Source organism: Sorangium sp. So ce381 (assembly GCF_051473845.1).
GTDB classification, from domain to species: Bacteria; Myxococcota_A; Polyangia; order Polyangiales; family Polyangiaceae; genus Sorangium; species Sorangium atrum.
In genome coordinates this window covers 1,927,049-1,943,642 of record NZ_CP150336.1, presented here as the reverse complement: position 1 = coordinate 1,943,642, position 16,594 = coordinate 1,927,049, and the positions used below count along the sequence as shown (strand labels likewise).

The window sequence follows — 16,594 nt, the reverse complement described above, 5'->3', positions numbered from 1 at the left end:
CCTGAGCTCTATCCATGATACATACGCACGGCGCGCGCGCGGCGAAATCGAAGACGCGACATCACCTCCCTGTCGCGGCCGCCCGGCGCGGCGCCGTAGTCTGGCCTACCCGCGCAAGCGACGATCGCGGCGCGCGTCACGCAATGCGGACTGCCAGGCTGAGCAACGCCGGGCTCAGGGGAGCAAGCTGCACTTCGACAGCGGCGTCCGGTAGTCCATGGCCTGGGTGTTGCGTTCGAACTCCTCCAGGTTGTTCGGACAGACGACGTACCAGCCAGCGTCGGTGAAGGCGCTCACTTGGCGGTCGGTGGTGGCCAGATCGTACGCGAGCATGACGGTATCGTAGCCCCAGCCGAACAGCTTCTGACCGAGGAGCACGTCCACGTACCCCGCGCGCATGCGATCCATGTACTCCGGCAGCGTATCGAACGCCACCGAGTGAATGGTCTTCTCCTTCGCTCTCGCGGTGAGCATCGGCGCGTTCGCCGCGAGGTCGGGCTCGCCGAGGAGCTTGCTGTAGGAGAAGAAGAAGCCCGTGATCTCCGGGTCTTTCTCCAGGGCCTCCTCCGCGGTCTCCGCGCAGAAAGGGACCGCATAATCGCAGCACACGCAAGGGAGGCTCACCGCGTTCGCCATGTCCGGGTACTTCTTCAGCGTCTCGGAGAAGCCGGCGAGCCGGTCGATGAAGGTCCCCGCGGGCGTGGGGGTGTAGACTCCATTACCGTCATCATCCATCATCGTCTGCAAGGCGATCTTGCCGGTCTTCCCGTTGATGGTCGCGAGCGCATCCATGAGGAACGAGGCAGCGGCCTTGTTATCCATGCCGTAGTAGGTGTGGCGCTTGCTGGCCGGAGCGTCGCCGCCGTACGTGACGACCTTGATTCCGGCGTCCACCGCCCTGTTGATGAGGTCGGTCTCGCAGTCCCCGCTGAAGACGTCGACGGAGATCGCGTCCACCTTCATATCGATGACCTCTTGCAGCACATCCATCTGCGGCCGGGCAAGGTAGCAGGCGTCGTCGGGGTCCAGCGGCTTGCCGTCTTCGGTGAGCTCCGGACATTCAGGGTCCAGGATCATCACGTTGACCGGCCGCGTGCTCGTCGTCGACAGCTCGCTCTGCGCCTGCGCGGCGCCCGCGCGACCCAGATCGTGGAACCGATTGCACTTGTTGTGCGTGATGTAAGCGATGGTCAGCGGCGCTTCCGCCGTGCTCTCGCTGGAGCTGCAGGCAAGCACGCTGGTCGCCAGAAGGATGCCCCCCAAGATGGCGCGATGGACCATGAATCCCCTCCTCTTTCTCGAACTAGCTCGACCCGTTTCACCGTCCCCTGACGGTTCAGCGCGCCTGTGCGCGCGCCGACATCCGGGACCACCCTGCGATGGCGCGCGCTCGGCGCGCCTCGCCCTCATTCACGGCGCACGTGGCGCGGCTCCTGTCCACCGCGCGCTTGCCCGACCGGATACGCATACGCGATGCCGCTCCGCAGCGTCCCCGCCGTGACCAGGCCCCGGAGGTCGACGTCGAGCTCGATGAGCGTCTGCGCGATCGCCGGCTGGATGCCGGTGAGCACCACCTGCGCACCGAGCAGCCCGACGGCGCGCGCGGCGTGCACGAGCATCTCGGCCACCTGGACGTCCACCGCCTTGACCCCGGTGATATCGATGATCGCGATGCGGGCCGCGTGCCTCTCCACGCCCTGCAGCAGCGTCTCGATGATCCGGCTCGCCCGCGCGCTGTCGAAGAAGCCGATGAGCGGCATCACCAGCACCCCCTCGGCGATCGGCAACAGCGGCGTCACCAGCTCACGTATCGTGTCCTGCTGCGCCGCGAGCAGCTCGTCCCGCGCCGCCTCCCGCTCGCGCTCCGCCGCCTTGACCCGCGTGATGTCGAGCGAGATGCCGGCGACCGCGCCCTCCGGGACGCCCTCGCCGCGGAGGGGGAACTTGATCGTGTACAGGGTCCGATCGCCCTGGGCCTGCGGGACGATCTCCTCGGCCTCGAACGGGGCCCCGGTCCTGCGCACCAGGTGTTCGACATCTTTGTAAATAGAAGCAACCTCCGGCGGACAGAAGTCGCCATCGGTCTTTCCGAGCATGCTGCCCGGGGTCGCCCCGACGAGATCCTCCATCGAGCGGCTCGCCAGGAGGAAGGCGCCGTCACGGTCCTTCGCGAACATGATGACAGGGGCGCGGTCGCAGAGCGCCGCGAGCACCGCATCTCTCCTGGGACCGCCCTGCTCGCGGCGCCTTCGCGCTGTCACGTCCTCGGCGAAGACGACGACCTCGCGCACGGCGCCGTCGTCCCCTCGCGTGAAGACCTCCGCGCGCACGGCGAAGAGTCGCTCCTCTTGCCCTCCCTCGACGGTCCGCGCCCGCAGCTCGCCTTCGACGACCCCGCCGTCGCGCGCCGCGGCGAGCTCGGCCGCGCGCGCGGCGAGGCCGGCGAGATCGTCGGGGTGAATGCGCGCGGAGAGCGCCTCGACGCCCCGCGAGAGGAGCTCTTCACCCGTGCAGCCGAGCGCCCGGACGAGCGCGGCGTTGTGCCCGGTGAGCCGCGGTCCCGCGAGGTCCAGGACACACACCATCGCCGGCAAAGCGTCGAGTATCCGCTGGGCTCGCGAGATCGTCGCGCTCTGCGTCCGGCTGGCCTCGGTATCCTTCATCACGGGCTTCACAGGAACTTCCATCGAGCGCTTTCGGCCCGGTCAGGGCAAGAGGTCGCACTTCGTCAGAGGCGTCCGGTCGTCCTGAATGCCATCAGACGAATCTCGATAGCGCACGATCCCCCTCCATGATGGCGCTACAACGGTCTAGAGCGACAAACGGGTTGAAACCGCATGCAAAACGGCGAGAAATTGAACCGCCAAGGCGCCCAAAGACGCCAAGAAAAACATAAAATCTTGACGTCTGTTGACGTCTATTGACGTCTTTTGGCGCCTTGGCGGTTCACTTCTCTGGTTTCAGCCCGATCGGCGCTCCAGCTCGGCTTCATTATTACGATTAAGTGAAACAAAATCGGCTGTCAATGCCTTTTCCGTCCTCGTTCATTACGATGCCGACCGTGGCAGTTCCCGCAGAAGAGCATGCCAGTCACCAGTAGGATACCGTCGGAGATGACTCCACGGTGGACCATTCGGCCCCTCATCTGGCGGACGGGCTGACGCGATCGAGCGTCATGGAGCGAGAGAATGCCCGCGATCACAGCCCTGCGCCGCCCGCGCCGCCTGAGCCCGCGGAGCCGCCGTCACCGCCTGCGCCGCCTCCGCCATCGGCGCTCGCGCCTGCGCCGCCTCCGGCATCGGCGCTCACGCCCCCTCCGCCGGTCGAGGAGGCTCCGCTCGCCTGAGAAGAGCTCGCGGAGACGCCCGTGTCGAAGCAGTTCGGGTTGTCGGCCTCGACGAAGCAGCCCACCTCGATCGGGTGGCCGACCTCGACGCAGCCCCCCGCCAGGAGGCCTGTCGTGGCCGACAAGCGGAGGAGGAGCGCAGGGAAACGTGTGCTCTTCACGGTGAAGCTCCGTGGCTCGCGCGCCCGACGGTCGCGATGGAGGAGGACCTGGCCGCCGCGGCCGGGCTGCCCGCGGCGTCGTCGTCGTCGAGGTGGAGCTCGATCCCGGCGAAGAGCGTGAGGCGGTTTTTCAGCGCGAAATCCGCGGTCGGGCCGCTCTCGACGAGGTAGCGCGGCTGCCCCTGGTTGGGCCCGACGACGTAGGGCTCATGGCCCGAGAACGCGTATTGCCCGCCGAGCGTGTACCCGGCGCCCTTCACCCCGGGTATCGCGCCCGTCACCGCCGCGCGGAGCTCGAGCTGCGGCGGCACCTCGGGGCGAGGGGCGATGTTCGACGGATCGCCGCCATAGTACGCCTGGTCGGCGATCCGCCGGCCCATGTAAGCGGCCGCCAGGGACACGGCCCCTGAGCCGACCTCGTACGATACACGGGCGTTGCCGTACACCTGCGGCGCGACCGTGATGGGGACGTCGTCGCCGGTGCCGAACCGCGCGTTCCGGGTGATCTGCTGCTCGGACATGCGGCGTCGCGTCGCGGCGAACGTGGAGTTCACGCCGACGCGCAGCTTCCGCTCGAGGAAGCTCGTCTCGAAGCCGAGGTTCGCGCCGTAGTTCTCGATGCCTGGCACGTTGTTGTACCTCGAGACGCTGGGCGCCTTGGCCCTCAGGAGCTGGAGCTCGATGACGTCCCGCCAGTCCGAGTAGAAGCCGCCGGCCGTGAAGGAGTACGCGCCGCTCCTGAACGACGAGACCGCCTCCAGGGAGGAGACCTTCTCCGGCTTGAGGCCGTCCGGGTTCGGCAAGAGCCTGCCGCTCACGGTGTAGAGCTCGACGAAGCTGGGGGCGCGGAACGCGCTCGAGTAGATGAGCTTGAGCGACACGCGCTCATCCGGGGTGAGGATCAGCGCGGCGCGCGGCGAGATCGCGTTCGCCACGTACTCGAGCGGGATACGCGAGTCGAGGTCGACCCGGATCCCGGCGTTGAGCGAGAGGGGCCGGAACAGGCGGAGCGTCTGCTGCACGTAGGCCCCGAGGGCGGCCTCGTCCTCGAGGCGGTATCCGCCGCCGTGCCAGCGCGTGCGCGCCGGGTCGGAGCCATAACTCTTCCCCGTGAGCTCGTCGAACGCGACGAACTCGAAGGCCGAGGTGCGGAAGCGCCCATCGACGCCCGCCATGGTCGTGGAGGCGCCGTCGCCCGCCCAGTCGTACCGCGCCTGGAGCTCCAGCCCGACCCAGCGGGAGAGGAACAGCGCGTCCTTCCGGCAGGGCCCGGACGGGCCGCGCGGGCACTGCTCGGGATCGAGCACGTCGATCGGGACGTGCGGCACGAGCGGGTCGTGGCCCACCACGTAGCGCGAGCGCTCGATCCGGCTGAAGCCGAAGTACCCGCGCGCCACGCCCTCGAGCCGCTCGCTCAGGCGGGCGCGATAACGCACGCTGGTCAGGACGAGCGTCTGCGTGTTGTCGTTGCGCGCGTCGTCGAAGGCCCCGACGCGGTTCTCGTGGAGATCCATGAAGGGCGCGGCCCACGACGAGCGCGTCGCCTGCGCGACGGCGCTCAGGTCGCCGGCGTCGAGGCGCACGAAGGCGCCCGCCTTGCGGCGGAACCACTGCTCTTCCACCGTGCCGCCCCAGAAGCCGGGCTCGGCGTGCGAGCCGAGATCCATGACGGACACGCCGTCCGCCAGGACCGGGAGCCGCTGCTTCGGGAAGCTCACCTCGGGCCCCTCGAAGCGGTGCATGTCGACCGCCGCCACCACGCCCGCGGGCTGTCCGAGCAGCGTGAAGCGGCGCCCGAAGGCGAGCGCCGCCGTGCCCTCGCCCCCCATGCGCTCGACGTCCGGCGCCCTGATGTTGCCCGATTCGTCGAGCGGCGGCGACGCCCCGAGCGTCAGGGAGGCGCGCAGGCCCTGGTGATCGGCGGCCTTCTTCGTGACGACGTTGATGACCCCCAGCATGGCCTGCGCGCCGTAGAGCACGGAGCCAGGGCCCAGGACCACCTCGATGTGGTCGACGATCTCGATCGGGATATCGTGCAGGAAGACGGCGCCGCCGCCCTGCTCGTTCACGACCATGCCGTCGAGCACGATCAGCACGTGGCTGTTCGAGTCCCGGGTCAGGGCGACGCCGCGCGCGCCGACCTCCGGGACCGACATGCGGTCGTGCGCGAAGACGCCGCTCGCGAGGAAGGTGAGCGCGTCGGCGAGGCGCCGTATGCCGAAGAGCTTGAGCTGCGCGCCCGTGATCACCGACGACATGGCGGGCGCGTCGCTCTCGCGCTCCGCGGAGCGCGAGGCGCCGGACACGACGTTCTCTTCGAGGATCTCGAGGAGCGAGCTGACGTCCTCGGCCCGCGCCTCCCGCGAGGAGGTGGTCGACCACGCGATCGACGCGGCGCAGAGCAGTGCGAGACGGGTCGAGCTCACGTCAATAGATCCTTGCCAGTTTGAGGATGGGAGCGGGGAAGTCGATGTGCTGGGCCCGGGCCTGCGCGAGGTTGATGCTCATGCGCGGCTTGCCGTCCGCGACGTCGACGCCGAGCACGGCCCCCTGCGAGACGTAGGGCTCCACGGCCGCGAAGCTCAGGATGCCAGTGTCCGTGAGCGCGCCGCGTATCGCGGCGACCTCCCTGCCGAGCCCCGAGGAGATGTACACGACGTTGATGTCGTGCGCGCGGCACGCCGCGGCGAGCTCGGACGCGCTCGAGTACTCGGCGCTCTCCACGCGGATCGGTTTGTCACGGACCTTGCCGATGTCGTTCAGCGCCCTCCTCATCTGGAGCGCGGCGCTCGCCGAGTCCGCGTCGCCCGCCCGGGAGAGCAAAAGGAAAGAGACCTGTCCTTTCACCCGCTCGGGAAAGCCCCTGTCGTACGGCAGGATGCGCGTGACGATCTCCGCTTGCACGGCGAAGGGCGCCGTCGCCGGCTCCGCCATGACATGGAACGGGACGAGGGCGGCGGCGACGAAGAGGCCGAGCACGAGGGCGCGCCGGCGAGGCGTCATGTCCTGCGTTCCTTGCCGCGCGACAGGCCGGCGAGCTTGCGGATGCGGAGCGCGGCTTGCACCTGCGGGGTGAGGGCGAGGAGATCGCCTTTCCTGCTGAAGACGCCGTCGAAGCCGAGCTCCGCGTACCGCGATCCGGCCTCGGCGTCCGTTGTGTAGAGGTAGAAGAGCGGCGGCTTGTCGCCCTCGGGCACCGCGGCCTTGAGCGAGCGGAGGACGGCGGCGCCGTCGAGGCCCGGCATGAAGAAGTCGACGATGACGAGATCGCAGCCGCGCAGGTGGCGGGCCGTGCCCACGAGCTGCGTCGTCGTGACCACCTCGTAGCCGGCGCTCGCCAGCTCGACGCGGATCCGCATCAGCACGATCTCGCTGTCATCGATCACCAGGATGCGTCCGCCTTGAGACATCGAGTCATTCTCCGTTGCTGAGAGGGGCAGCCTGGGGGCGGATCACGAACGCCGCGCCGGTCCGGCGCGACGCGTCCACCTCGATGAGCCAGCCGACCGAGAGGAGATCGGCGCGGACCGCGGAGAGGCCGACGCCGCGGCCCGCGAGGTCGCTCACGTCGCCCTTCGTGCTCACGCCGGGGGTGAACAGGAGCTCGCGAGTCCGGCGCAGATCCTTCGGATCGACGCCGGCGCGCGTGGCGAGGGCGTCGAAGTCGATGCCCTGGCCGTCGTCCTCGACGAGGAGGGTGGGCAGCGGCCGATCCTCGATGCAGCTGGCGCGGATCACGCCGACCTCGGGCTTGCCCACCCGGACGCGCGCCTCGGGGGTCTCGATGCCGTGGGCGATCGCGTTCCGCACGAGGTGGAGGAGCACGCCCGGCAGCAGGCGGGCGAGATCCGAGGGAATGGAGGCCTCGCGGCCGTCGATCTCGAGGCAGGCGCGCTTGCCCTCCCGCTCGGCCCAGCGGGGGACGCGCTCGACGAGCGGCGCGAGCACCTCGCCGAACGGCCGGGCCGCGAGGCGGCGGACGATCTCGGCGGCCTCGCCGCCCTGCGGGCCCACGAGCTCGCCGAGCCGGGCGACGTCGGTGCGGCGGACCGTGATCTGATCGAGGATCGCGCTGCCCACGGGCGAGGCGTCGACGAACGTCTCCTGCGCGCGCGTGAGCTCGTCCGCGACGCGGGTGAGCCGCGACCGCCACGACGCCGAGTGCCCCTCGACCGAGGGCCTGTCCTCCGAGCGCGCGCGCGCCTGGACCATGGAGAGCTCGTCCTCGAGCGCCATGATCTCGTCCGCGAGGCGCTCCAGGTCGAACGACCGGGCCTCGCCCTTCATGGTGTGCAGCTGCTGCAGGAGCTCGTCGATGTCCGCGGGGCAGAGCTCCCCGCCGGGCTTCAGGATCTCGCTGCACCGGGCCACGCGCTCGCGCGAGATCTCGATGAAGCGGACGAAGACCTGGCCGCCGCCGGCGATGAGGCGGCGCATGGCGGCGATCTGGCGCGCGTGTTCCTCGTCCTTGGTCTTGACGCTGTCCGCGAGGCGCCTGAGCTCGGTCTGGTCGGTCGCGAGCAGCATGATGCGCGCGATCTTCTGGCCGGAGACGATGGGGCAGAGCTCGATCCGCAGGAACCTGCGGTCGCCCGGCGCGCGCTCGAACCACACCTCGCGCGGGGCGAGCTCGGCGATCTCCGGGAAGGCGTCGACCTCCGCGTCGAACGCCGCGTCGACCCACTGCCGGAGCGCCTGGCTCTCGACGCAGAGCGGCCCGCCGCGGTAGAGGAGCTCCGCGACGTGGTTGCCCTCCGCGGCGCGGTCGCCGAAGAGCTGCCTGGCCTCTTTCGAGGCCTCGCTGCCCAGGCGCCCGTCGGGGCCGAAGGCCACGATGGCCTCGCGCATGTTGTCGAAGAGCTCGCGGAGGCTCTTCGTGGCCATCTCGAGCTTGGCCTCGCGCTCGAGGATGGCCGAGCTCATCGCGTTGAAGACGTCGGCGAGCCGGCCGAGCTCGTCGTTCCTGCGGACGTTCACGCGGACGGCGCGGTCTCCCTCCCCGACGCGCCGCGCGGCGTCGACGAGCCGCGAGAGCGGATGCACGATCTGCCACCTCGCGAACGCGAGGAGCAGGAAGGCCGTCATCGCGCCGACGATCCCCGCGAACGCGAGGATGTTGCGGCGCGCCGCGGCGAACGCGGCGTTCTCGGCCTCGAGGGAGAAGACGAGGACGAGCGTCCCGAGGCGCCGCCCGTCGTCGCGCAGGACCGGGCGGGCGACGCGTATCTCGCGCTCCAGGACCTGGTTCTCGGCGCCCCGCGCGGTGAACGCCGACAGGCCGCCTTCCGGCTGACCGATCTTGGCGACGGGCTCGGCGTCGCTGCCCCACGCGACCGCGGCGATGAGCGCGCGGTTCGACCGGAGCTGGTCGAGGTCGCCTTGCGCCGTGTCGCGATCGCCGAAGTCGAGCGGCGCGGTCAGGGACCCTGAGAGCAGATCCGCCATCATCGATGCGGCGTTCGCCTTCGCCGACACGAGGTCATCCCGTGTCTTCTGGATCACCTGATTGGCGACCAGCACGGTAACGCTGGTGAGGACCACCACGGTCGCTGCAGCGAGCTTGACGCCGATGCCGAGGTGAACGCCAGAGCGCGGCCGGGGACTAGGGGCAGAGACCAGCATCACGCGCTCGGCGCGGCAGGCCGTATCCGAGCCAAGAAATGGTCGAATCCAAGAGCGTGCGTCATCCGCGCCCCTCCACGGCAGGAGCTTCGCCAGGCGCACCATCGGAGGCACCCGAGGGGGCGAGGACAGGCGCACGGCGATGCCCTTCCGACCTCGACGGTACGTAGTTCATTTCATTTCTGCAACAGGATTCTCCTCGCCCACCGCCGATGTGGCTGTCTGCTTGTCGCGTCAACGGCAACGGGTCCATGCGTCAACAGGGCCACGCGTCAACGGGTCCACGCGTCGACGGGTCCACGCGCCGCGGCGCCATGACGTCGCGCGTCACTCCGGGGACGGCGGCGCTGCGGGATCGTGTAGGCTCGCGGGCATGCCCATCACGCGACTCACGAAGCCTGACTCGAAGTTTCGCCTCGATGACGTCTCGACCGATCCGCCTCGAGACGCGACGAAGCAGGAGGCTGCGGAGCGGCTCAAGGAGCTCGGCGGCGAGCTGCTCGAGCTGCAGGAGCTCATGTGGGGAGCGAGGACGCACAGCGTCCTCATCGTCCTTCAGGGCCGCGACGCGGCCGGCAAGGACGGGGCGATCAAGAACGTCGTCGGCGCGCTGAACCCGCGCGGCGTCGCGGTGAGCTCGTTCGGCGTGCCGACGAAGGAGGAGCGGGAGCACGACTTCTTGTGGCGTATCCACCGGCAGGCGCCGCGCGCGGGGGAGTTTGCCATCTTCAACCGCTCTCACTACGAGGATGTGCTCGTCGTGCGCGTGCACGACCTCGCGCCCGAGTCGCTGTGGGGGGAGCGCTACGATCACATCAACGACTTCGAGGAGCTGCTCGCCGAGCACGGGACCATCGTGATCAAGTTCTTCCTGCACATCAGCAAGAAGGAGCAGGAGGAGCGGCTGCTGGAGCGCGAGGAGAACCCGTCGACCGCGTGGAAGCTCAACGTGAACGACTGGAAAGAGCGAGAGCGCTGGGACGAGTACACCGAGGCTTACGACGAGGTCTTCCGGCGCTGCTCGTCCAAGCACGCGCCCTGGTACATCGTGCCGGCCGACGCGAAGTGGTACCGCAACCTCGTCGTCGCCGAGACCGTGGCGGAGACGATGCGGGAATACCGCGACGGCTGGCTGAAGACGCTCGAGCGGAACGGGAAGGCGGGCCGCGAGGAGCTCGACGAGTACCGGAGGTCGCGGGGTGGGCGGAGCAAGGGGTGAGCGCGCCCGACCGATATCCGCCCTGGCAGGCGCAGAACGCAAGTCGCACGCTGCGGCCCGCGTGGCGCTCCCGCTGCCGTGGCACGGAGTTCCACGCGAAGGACTCCGTGGTTGCATGAACCATTGAGTCTCCCCAGCCGGCGGGGCCGATCGACGCCTTCTGTACTCGTCGACGATCTCAGCACGTGATCCCACGCGGTGGAGTCAGCAGGTCGTGCACGGCAACCGCCGGAGGGACGGCCCTGGGCTCGCCGACGGTGCTCGTCTCTCAGGGAGGCCGTGGCCGGGCGACGCCGCGCGTGCGCCGCGTGGGGCCGAGCGGCTCGGCCAATTGACGCGCTGTCGCTCGGGTGATGCAATTCCGGCGAGGAGGAGGGGGCATGCAGCTCGACGATCCCAGGCACGAGTACGACCCGTACGCTGCACCGGCGACCGACGACGCGCGCCCCCATGGCGAGGACGAGCCGGACGAGCACATCCTCGCCGAGCGGGTCAGCGATGATCGCCGCTGCCTGCACGATCGCATCGCCGGCACCGAGGTCGTCCTCGCCCCGCCCAAGGCGGGCCCCTGATCGCCCTGTCGCCGCATGATCCACCGCGAAACGCTCCGCGAGCCGCTCGACACGAGCGCCGAGATCGAGACGCCGGAGCACGTGCGGTTCCGCCACCAGATCGCGGGCCCCGCGCGGCGCGCGCTCGCGTACCTCATCGATCTGGTGGTGCGCGGTATCATCGTCTTCGCGGTCGGGATGCTCGCCGCGATAGGCGGCATCGCCGTGGGGCCAGCGCTGCGCGGCGCGTCGACGGGCTTCGTGCTGCTGGTCCTCTTCGCGATCGAGTGGGGGTATTACGTCTTCTTCGAGACCCTCTGGAGCGGCCGCACGCCCGGCAAGCGCGCTCTCTCGCTGCGCGTCGTCACCGACGGCGGCCAGCCGCTCCGCTTCGGGGACAGCCTGCTGCGCAACCTGCTGCGCGCCGCGGATCTGCTCCCCCCGTTCATCGAGCCGCTCTCGTTCCTCGGCACGTACGCGGTCGGCCTCGCCGTCATGGGCCGTGATCCGCGCTTCCGCCGCCTCGGCGATCTCGTGGGCGGCACGCTCGTGATCGTCGAGGAGCGCCACAGCGTCGCCGGCCGGTTCGCCCTCCGCCCTGCGCCGAGCCCCGCGGAGCTCGCGAGCCTGCCCGCGCGCCTCCCGCTCTCCGGCGAGGAGCTCGACGCCATCGAGCTCTTCCTCCGCCGCCTCGATCGCCTCTCGCCCGCGCGCGCCAACGAGCTCGCCGAGATGACCGCGCCCGTGTTCGCGCGGCGCATGGGCGTCCGCTACAAGGACGCGACGCGCTTCCTCGGCCTCCTCCACTGCCGCGCGCACGCGCACCGCGGTCAGGAGGGGGCCGCGAGCGGCCCCAGGCCCCGCCGCAAGAAGGAGGTGAGCGCGTGATCGGCGCCCGCTCCCAGGACGAGTTCGTCGCGGCCCGCAGGCAGGACTGGCAGGAGCTCGATCACATCCTCCTCGACGGCGGCGACTCGCTCGCGAAGAAGGACGGCGCCGCCATCTCGCGCCTGGCCGCGCTCTACCGCTCGCTCTGCACCGATCTGATGCGCGCGCGCGCGGCGCGCTACACGCCCGATCTCACCGCGTACCTCGACGCGCTCGCCGCGCGCGCGCACGCGACGCTCTACGGCGCGGAGCCCTTCCGCCTGCCGGACGTGGTCTCCTTCTTCACCCGCGATTTCCCGCGCGCGTTGCGCCAGAACGCCCGCTTCTTCGCGATCGCCTGCGCCCTCTTCTTCCTCCCCTCGCTCGTCGGCATCGCGGGCGCGCTCGCCTCCGACGAGTTCGCCACCCACGTGCTCCCGAGCTCGGTGCTCCAGGGCATGGCCCAGATGTACAGCGAGGGCCCGAGCGGGCGAGACGCGGGCACCGACACGGGCATGGCGGGGTTCTACGTCTTCAACAACGTCGGCATCGCCTTCCGCTGCTTCGCCACCGGCGTGCTCTTCGGCGCGGGCAGCATCTTCTTCCTCATCTACAACGGCCTCTTCACCGGCACCGTCGTCGGCCACGTGATGAGCGTGGGCCACGGCGGCAACATCTGGACGTTCATGTGCAGCCACGCGCCCTTCGAGCTCACCGCGATCGTGATCGCCGGCGGCGCGGGGCTCGAGATGGGCTACGCGCTCGTCGAGACGCGCGGCCGCACGCGCGTCGGCTCGCTGCGCCGCGCGGCGCCGTCCATCGTGCGCCAGGTCCTCGGCGCGGCGGCGATGCTGCTGATCGCCGCGGGGATCGAGGGCTTCTGGTCCCCCTCGGGGCTCCCCCCGCCGGTGAAGTGGGCGGCCTCGGGCGTCTTCTCGCTGCTCATCGTCCTCTACCTCGCGCTCGCGGGTCGCTCCGCGGAGGAGGCGCCGCGATGAACCTCGACGCCTCCGCGATCGTGCTGCGGCCGCGCCCGCTCGCCGAGATCCTCGATCTCGCCTGCCGCCTCTGCATGTCGATCGCGTTCGGCCTCTACGCGCGGCTCTCGGCGATCCTCTTCCTCCCGATGCTCGCCGGCTGCCTCGCGCTGCGGTACGCGGCGGGCTGGTCGTGGCCCGAGGTGTGGGGCGCCGCGATCGCGCTCGGCGGCGTCGCGCAGGGCGTGTTCACCGTGGCGGTGGGGCGCCTGCTCTTCTCGGAGGAGCTCGGCGCGGGCCAGGTGCTCCGCCTCTTCGGAAAGCGCCTGGCGTCGTACCTGTGGATGCTCTTCTTGAGCCGCCTCCTGCTCATCGCGGCCGCGCTCCCGCTGCTCCTCGGCCTCCCCCTCGCCTGGCCGCGCCTCGTCTTCGTCCACGAGGCCAGCTTGCTCGAAGCCGCGCGCGCCGGCGACGCCATCCAGCGCAGCAGCCGCTTCGTCGCGGGCCGCGTCGCCGCGGTCCTCGGCGCGCTGATCGCGCTTCTCCTCGCGCAGGCCGGCATCGCGCTCGTGCTGGAGCTGCTCGGCCAGTCGATCGTCGACGCGATCCTCCAGCTCGGCCAGCCGTTCGGCGCGCTCCTCGACGATGGCGGCTCGCCCTTCGCGCTCGCGGGCTTCTTCGCCGGCATCCCGTACGTCGCGACCGCGCGCTTCCTCCACTACATCGACGCGCGCACGCGCGCCGACGGCTGGGACATCCAGCTCCGCTTCCTCGCGATCGCCGCGCGCGAAGGCGAGAGGAGGGCCGCCGCGTGATCCGCTGCAGGCGCCTCTTCCTCGCCCTCTTCGCGCTCTCCGCGGGCGCGCCGCTCGCGCGGGACGCCCGGGCGGAGGACGCGCAAAAAAACGTCCACTGGAGCGTGCGCGAGGTCCTCGAGGACGATCGCTACCGCTTCTGCCACGAGGACGATTACCCGCTCACCCCCGAGGAGCACGCGTGGTGCCCGATCATCGCCGGATCGAGCGACGTGTGCCCGCAGCTCCCCGCCGCGTGCAAGCTGCCCGCCGTCGAGCTCTCGCGGTCGGTCGTGTCCCGCCGCGGCGGCCGCGGCGGTCGCGACGCGTCCGGCAACCATCCCGCCAGCGGCAAGCCGGCCGATCGCGGCCCGAGCGAGGACGAGCGCCGCCGCCCCGGACCCGAGAGGCGCGTCGATCTCTCGGGGATGAGCGTCGTCGCGTCGGTGCTCTTCATCGGCCTGCTCGTGGTCTTCTTCGGAGGGGTGATCCACGCGCTGCTGAAGAACCTGCTCCGCGATCGCGCCCCCGCCGACGAGGCCAAGGAGGAGAAGGCGCCCGCGCGCGGCCCCACGCCCGAGGAGGCGGCGAAGCGCGAGGTCGAGACCGACGTGCAGCGCCTGCTCGCGCGCGCGCGCGGCCACGCGGCGCGCGGCGACCACGCTCGCGCGATCGACGACGCGTACGCCGCGCTCCTGCGCCGCCTCGACGGGGATGGTCTCATCGAGATCCACCCCTCTCGCACCAACGGCGATTACGTGCGCAGCCTGCGCGAACGGCCCGATCTCAAGGGCGCGATGCGATCGATCGTGCGCGACGTGGAGGGCGTGCAGTTCGGCGTCACGCCGCCCTCCGAGCCGATCTTCCGCGCGGTGATGGACCGCGTCGTCCCGCTCGTGAGCCGCGCGCTCGCGCTCGCGCTCGTCGCCTTCGGCCTCTCCGCCGCGCTCTCCTGTACGCCGCACGCGGGCGGCGACGAGGGCGGCGGCGACCGCTCGCCCTCGGGCACCCAGGCGGTGCTCGAGGTGCTCGGCGCGCAGGACTTCAAGGCGCGGCGCCGGGGCGAGGCGCTCGCGGCGCCCGATCGCGCGCTCGCGCTGGTGGTCCTGCCGGGCGCGACGATCGACGACGCGACGTGGAGGGACCTCTTCGCGTGGGTGGACGACAAGGGCGGCACGCTCTTCCTCGCCGGGCTCCCGCGCCTGCCCGACGAGGTCGGGCTCGGCCTGCGCGTGGCCCAGGACGCCGAGACGTCGACGGCGCTCGCCGCGGACTGGTCGCGCGGGCTCCGCGCCTCGCTCCCGCCCGGCAAGCGCCTCGTCGACGCGGACGGCGACGAGCCGGACGAGTCCTTCATGATCCTCCGGGGCGAATCGTCCTCGACCGCGGGCATCGTCCGCCGCCTCGGCAAGGGCAAGGTCGTCGTCGTCGCGGACGATCGCCTCGTGTCGAACGTCTCGCTCGCGGCCCCCGACAACGCGCAGCTCTTCCTCGATCTGCTCCGGTTCACGCCCCCCGCGGCCGAGGTCGAGATCGTCGACGAGTGGACCGGCGTCGGCGCCGAGACGCCCTTCGCGGCCGTGCGCGAGGCGTACCTCTGGCCCGTGATCGCGCAGCTCTTCCTGCTCCTCGCGCTCCTCTATCTCTGGAAGGGCAGCGCCTTCGCGCGCCTCCGCGATCCGCCCGCCGCGGGCCGCCGCGCCTTCGCCGATCACGCGCGCGCGCTCGGCCTCGCCTACCGGCGCGCGCGCGCCTCGCGCCACGCCGCGGGCCTCTACGCGAGCTGGGCGCTCGATCGCCTGCGCGAGCGCGTGCACCGGTCCGGCCGGCGGGGCCTCATCCCGCTCGCCGAGGCGATCGCCGCGCGCACCGGCCGCCCCGAGCCCGAGGTGATGCGCGTGCTTGTCGAGGCCTCCGGCGCCCGCGACGAGGCCGCGCCCGCCTCCTCGCTCCGCGCGCCGCAGAGCTCGCGCGGCGCGCGGCCCTCGCCTCGCCCGCGCGACGGCGCCGCCGCCGATCTCGAGCTCGTGCGCGAGCTCCAGGGCTTCCTCGACGCGACCGGTCAGCGAACCTCCGATCGAAAGACGACATGAACCCGATTGAATTCCGCGATCGCTTCGATCTCCTCCGCCGCGAGGCCGGCAAGGTGCTCCTCGGCCAGGACGATCTCATCCTGCACACGCTCGTCGCCGTCCTCGCCGGCGGTCACGTGCTCATCGAGGGCGTGCCCGGCCTCGGCAAGACGCTGCTCGTGCGCACCCTCGCGCACGTGCTCGGCGCCACCTTCAAGCGCATCCAGTTCACGCCCGATCTGATGCCGAGCGACGTCACCGGGGGCAACGTCTTCAACCAGAAGGAAGACCGCTTCGTCTTCCACGAGGGGCCGATCTTCACGCAGCTCCTCCTCGCCGACGAGATCAACCGCGCGCCCGCCAAGACGCAGAGCGCGCTGCTCGAGGCGATGCAAGATCTCGCGGTCACCTCCGACGGCATCACGCGCGCGCTGCCGGATCCGTTCTTCGTCATCGCCACGCAGAACCCCATCGAGTCGCAGGGGACCTACCCGCTCCCCGAGGCGCAGCTCGACCGCTTCTTGATCCAGGTCAACGTCAAGCACCCCTCGCAGGCGGTCGAGAGGCTCATCCTCAAGAACCACGTCAACGGCTTCCACGCGGCGCGCCTCGATCGCTTCGAGATCCAGCGCGTCGCCACCGCCGCCGAGCTCGTGGAGATGCGCGAGGGGCTCGCGCGGATCCGCGTGGACGACGGCATCATCGAGTACATCGCGGACATCGTCGGCCGGAGCCGCGTGCACCGCTCGGTGTACCTCGGCGCCTCGCCGCGCGCGTCGATCGGCCTGCTCGCGGTCGCGCGCGCCCTGGCCGCGAGCGAGGGCCGCGAGTACGTCATCCCCGACGACGTGAAGGCGCTCGCGCCCGCGGTCCTGCGCCACCGGCTCATCCTGCACCCCGACGCCGAGATCGAGGGCGTGAGCGCCGACGACTGCGTCGACGACATCCTCCGCGAGGCCAAGGTGCCGAAGACGGCGGCCTGAGC

General features: G+C 70.8%; 14 protein-coding genes. 7 read left to right on the top strand and 7 right to left on the bottom strand.

What is annotated here, in order from left to right; genetic code table 11:
• Positions 1-174: 174 nt before the first annotated feature.
• The 7 genes from WMF29_RS07375 to WMF29_RS07345 form a co-directional block, all read right to left on the bottom strand.
• The gene (locus WMF29_RS07375) at positions 175-1,281 is read right to left on the bottom strand and encodes a substrate-binding domain-containing protein (RefSeq protein ID WP_437328160.1); all 1,107 of its coding nucleotides are present in this window, start codon (positions 1,279-1,281) and stop codon (positions 175-177) included.
• A 125-nt stretch (positions 1,282-1,406) separates the two neighbouring features.
• A complete protein-coding gene (locus WMF29_RS07370; RefSeq protein ID WP_437328159.1) occupies positions 1,407-2,663 on the bottom strand; it encodes a PAS domain-containing protein in 1,257 nt (418 codons plus the stop codon).
• A gap of 535 nt (positions 2,664-3,198) precedes the next feature.
• Positions 3,199-3,507: a hypothetical protein gene (locus tag WMF29_RS07365; protein ID WP_437328158.1), complete on the bottom strand. Its 309-nt coding sequence runs from the start codon at positions 3,505-3,507 to the stop codon at positions 3,199-3,201.
• A complete protein-coding gene (locus WMF29_RS07360) occupies positions 3,504-5,933 on the bottom strand; it encodes a TonB-dependent receptor plug domain-containing protein (protein WP_437328157.1) in 2,430 nt (809 codons plus the stop codon). The genes WMF29_RS07365 and WMF29_RS07360 overlap by 4 nt, the downstream gene beginning before the upstream one ends.
• A 1-nt stretch (position 5,934) precedes the next feature.
• Positions 5,935-6,510 carry a YfiR family protein gene (locus WMF29_RS07355; protein ID WP_272101070.1) on the bottom strand — a complete coding sequence of 192 codons (576 nt, stop codon included), beginning with the start codon at positions 6,508-6,510 and terminating at the stop codon, positions 5,935-5,937.
• Complete coding sequence (locus WMF29_RS07350) at positions 6,507-6,917, bottom strand: response regulator (RefSeq protein ID WP_272101069.1); 411 nt, start codon at positions 6,915-6,917, stop codon at positions 6,507-6,509. Before WMF29_RS07350 ends, WMF29_RS07355 begins: the two co-directional genes overlap by 4 nt.
• Before the next feature lie 4 nt (positions 6,918-6,921).
• Positions 6,922-9,051, bottom strand: coding sequence for a HAMP domain-containing protein (locus WMF29_RS07345; protein ID WP_437328156.1), 2,130 nt, complete (start codon positions 9,049-9,051; stop codon positions 6,922-6,924).
• 451 nt (positions 9,052-9,502) lie between these two features.
• Between WMF29_RS07345 and WMF29_RS07340 the strand changes: the two genes are divergently transcribed.
• The 7 genes from WMF29_RS07340 (at position 9,503) to WMF29_RS07310 (ending at position 16,592) form a co-directional block, all read left to right on the top strand.
• On the top strand, positions 9,503-10,348 hold the full coding sequence (locus WMF29_RS07340) for a PPK2 family polyphosphate kinase (RefSeq protein ID WP_437328155.1): 846 nt from the start codon (positions 9,503-9,505) through the stop codon (positions 10,346-10,348).
• Between the two features lie 380 nt (positions 10,349-10,728).
• Positions 10,729-10,920: a hypothetical protein gene (locus WMF29_RS07335; RefSeq protein ID WP_437328154.1), complete on the top strand. Its 192-nt coding sequence runs from the start codon at positions 10,729-10,731 to the stop codon at positions 10,918-10,920.
• 15 nt (positions 10,921-10,935) lie between these two features.
• Positions 10,936-11,787, top strand: coding sequence for an RDD family protein (locus tag WMF29_RS07330; RefSeq protein WP_437328153.1), 852 nt, complete (start codon positions 10,936-10,938; stop codon positions 11,785-11,787).
• The gene (locus WMF29_RS07325) at positions 11,784-12,764 is read left to right on the top strand and encodes a stage II sporulation protein M (protein ID WP_437328152.1); all 981 of its coding nucleotides are present in this window, start codon (positions 11,784-11,786) and stop codon (positions 12,762-12,764) included. The genes WMF29_RS07330 and WMF29_RS07325 overlap by 4 nt, the downstream gene beginning before the upstream one ends.
• A complete protein-coding gene (locus WMF29_RS07320; protein WP_437328151.1) occupies positions 12,761-13,558 on the top strand; it encodes a hypothetical protein in 798 nt (265 codons plus the stop codon). The genes WMF29_RS07325 and WMF29_RS07320 overlap by 4 nt, the downstream gene beginning before the upstream one ends.
• On the top strand, positions 13,555-15,630 hold the full coding sequence (locus tag WMF29_RS07315) for a DUF4350 domain-containing protein (protein ID WP_437328150.1): 2,076 nt from the start codon (positions 13,555-13,557) through the stop codon (positions 15,628-15,630). The genes WMF29_RS07320 and WMF29_RS07315 overlap by 4 nt, the downstream gene beginning before the upstream one ends.
• Positions 15,627-16,592, top strand: a complete 966-nt coding sequence (locus WMF29_RS07310) for an AAA family ATPase (RefSeq protein WP_437328149.1) — start codon at positions 15,627-15,629, stop codon at positions 16,590-16,592. The genes WMF29_RS07315 and WMF29_RS07310 overlap by 4 nt, the downstream gene beginning before the upstream one ends.
• The last annotated feature ends 2 nt before the right edge of the window (positions 16,593-16,594 follow it).

Bases quoted from the DNA above. Each gene is read 5' to 3' on its own strand.
- WMF29_RS07370 (WP_437328159.1), bottom strand. From the start codon at position 2,663: ATGAAGGATACCGAGGCCAGCCGGACGCAGAGCGCGACGATCTCGCGA.
- WMF29_RS07320 (WP_437328151.1), top strand. From the start codon at position 12,761: ATGAACCTCGACGCCTCCGCGATCGTGCTGCGGCCGCGCCCGCTCGCC.
- WMF29_RS07350 (WP_272101069.1), bottom strand. From the start codon at position 6,917: ATGTCTCAAGGCGGACGCATCCTGGTGATCGATGACAGCGAGATCGTG.
- WMF29_RS07355 (WP_272101070.1), bottom strand. From the start codon at position 6,510: ATGACGCCTCGCCGGCGCGCCCTCGTGCTCGGCCTCTTCGTCGCCGCC.
- WMF29_RS07335 (WP_437328154.1), top strand. From the start codon at position 10,729: ATGCAGCTCGACGATCCCAGGCACGAGTACGACCCGTACGCTGCACCG.
- WMF29_RS07310 (WP_437328149.1), top strand. From the start codon at position 15,627: ATGAACCCGATTGAATTCCGCGATCGCTTCGATCTCCTCCGCCGCGAG.
- WMF29_RS07330 (WP_437328153.1), top strand. From the start codon at position 10,936: ATGATCCACCGCGAAACGCTCCGCGAGCCGCTCGACACGAGCGCCGAG.
- WMF29_RS07340 (WP_437328155.1), top strand. From the start codon at position 9,503: ATGCCCATCACGCGACTCACGAAGCCTGACTCGAAGTTTCGCCTCGAT.
- WMF29_RS07375 (WP_437328160.1), bottom strand. From the start codon at position 1,281: ATGGTCCATCGCGCCATCTTGGGGGGCATCCTTCTGGCGACCAGCGTG.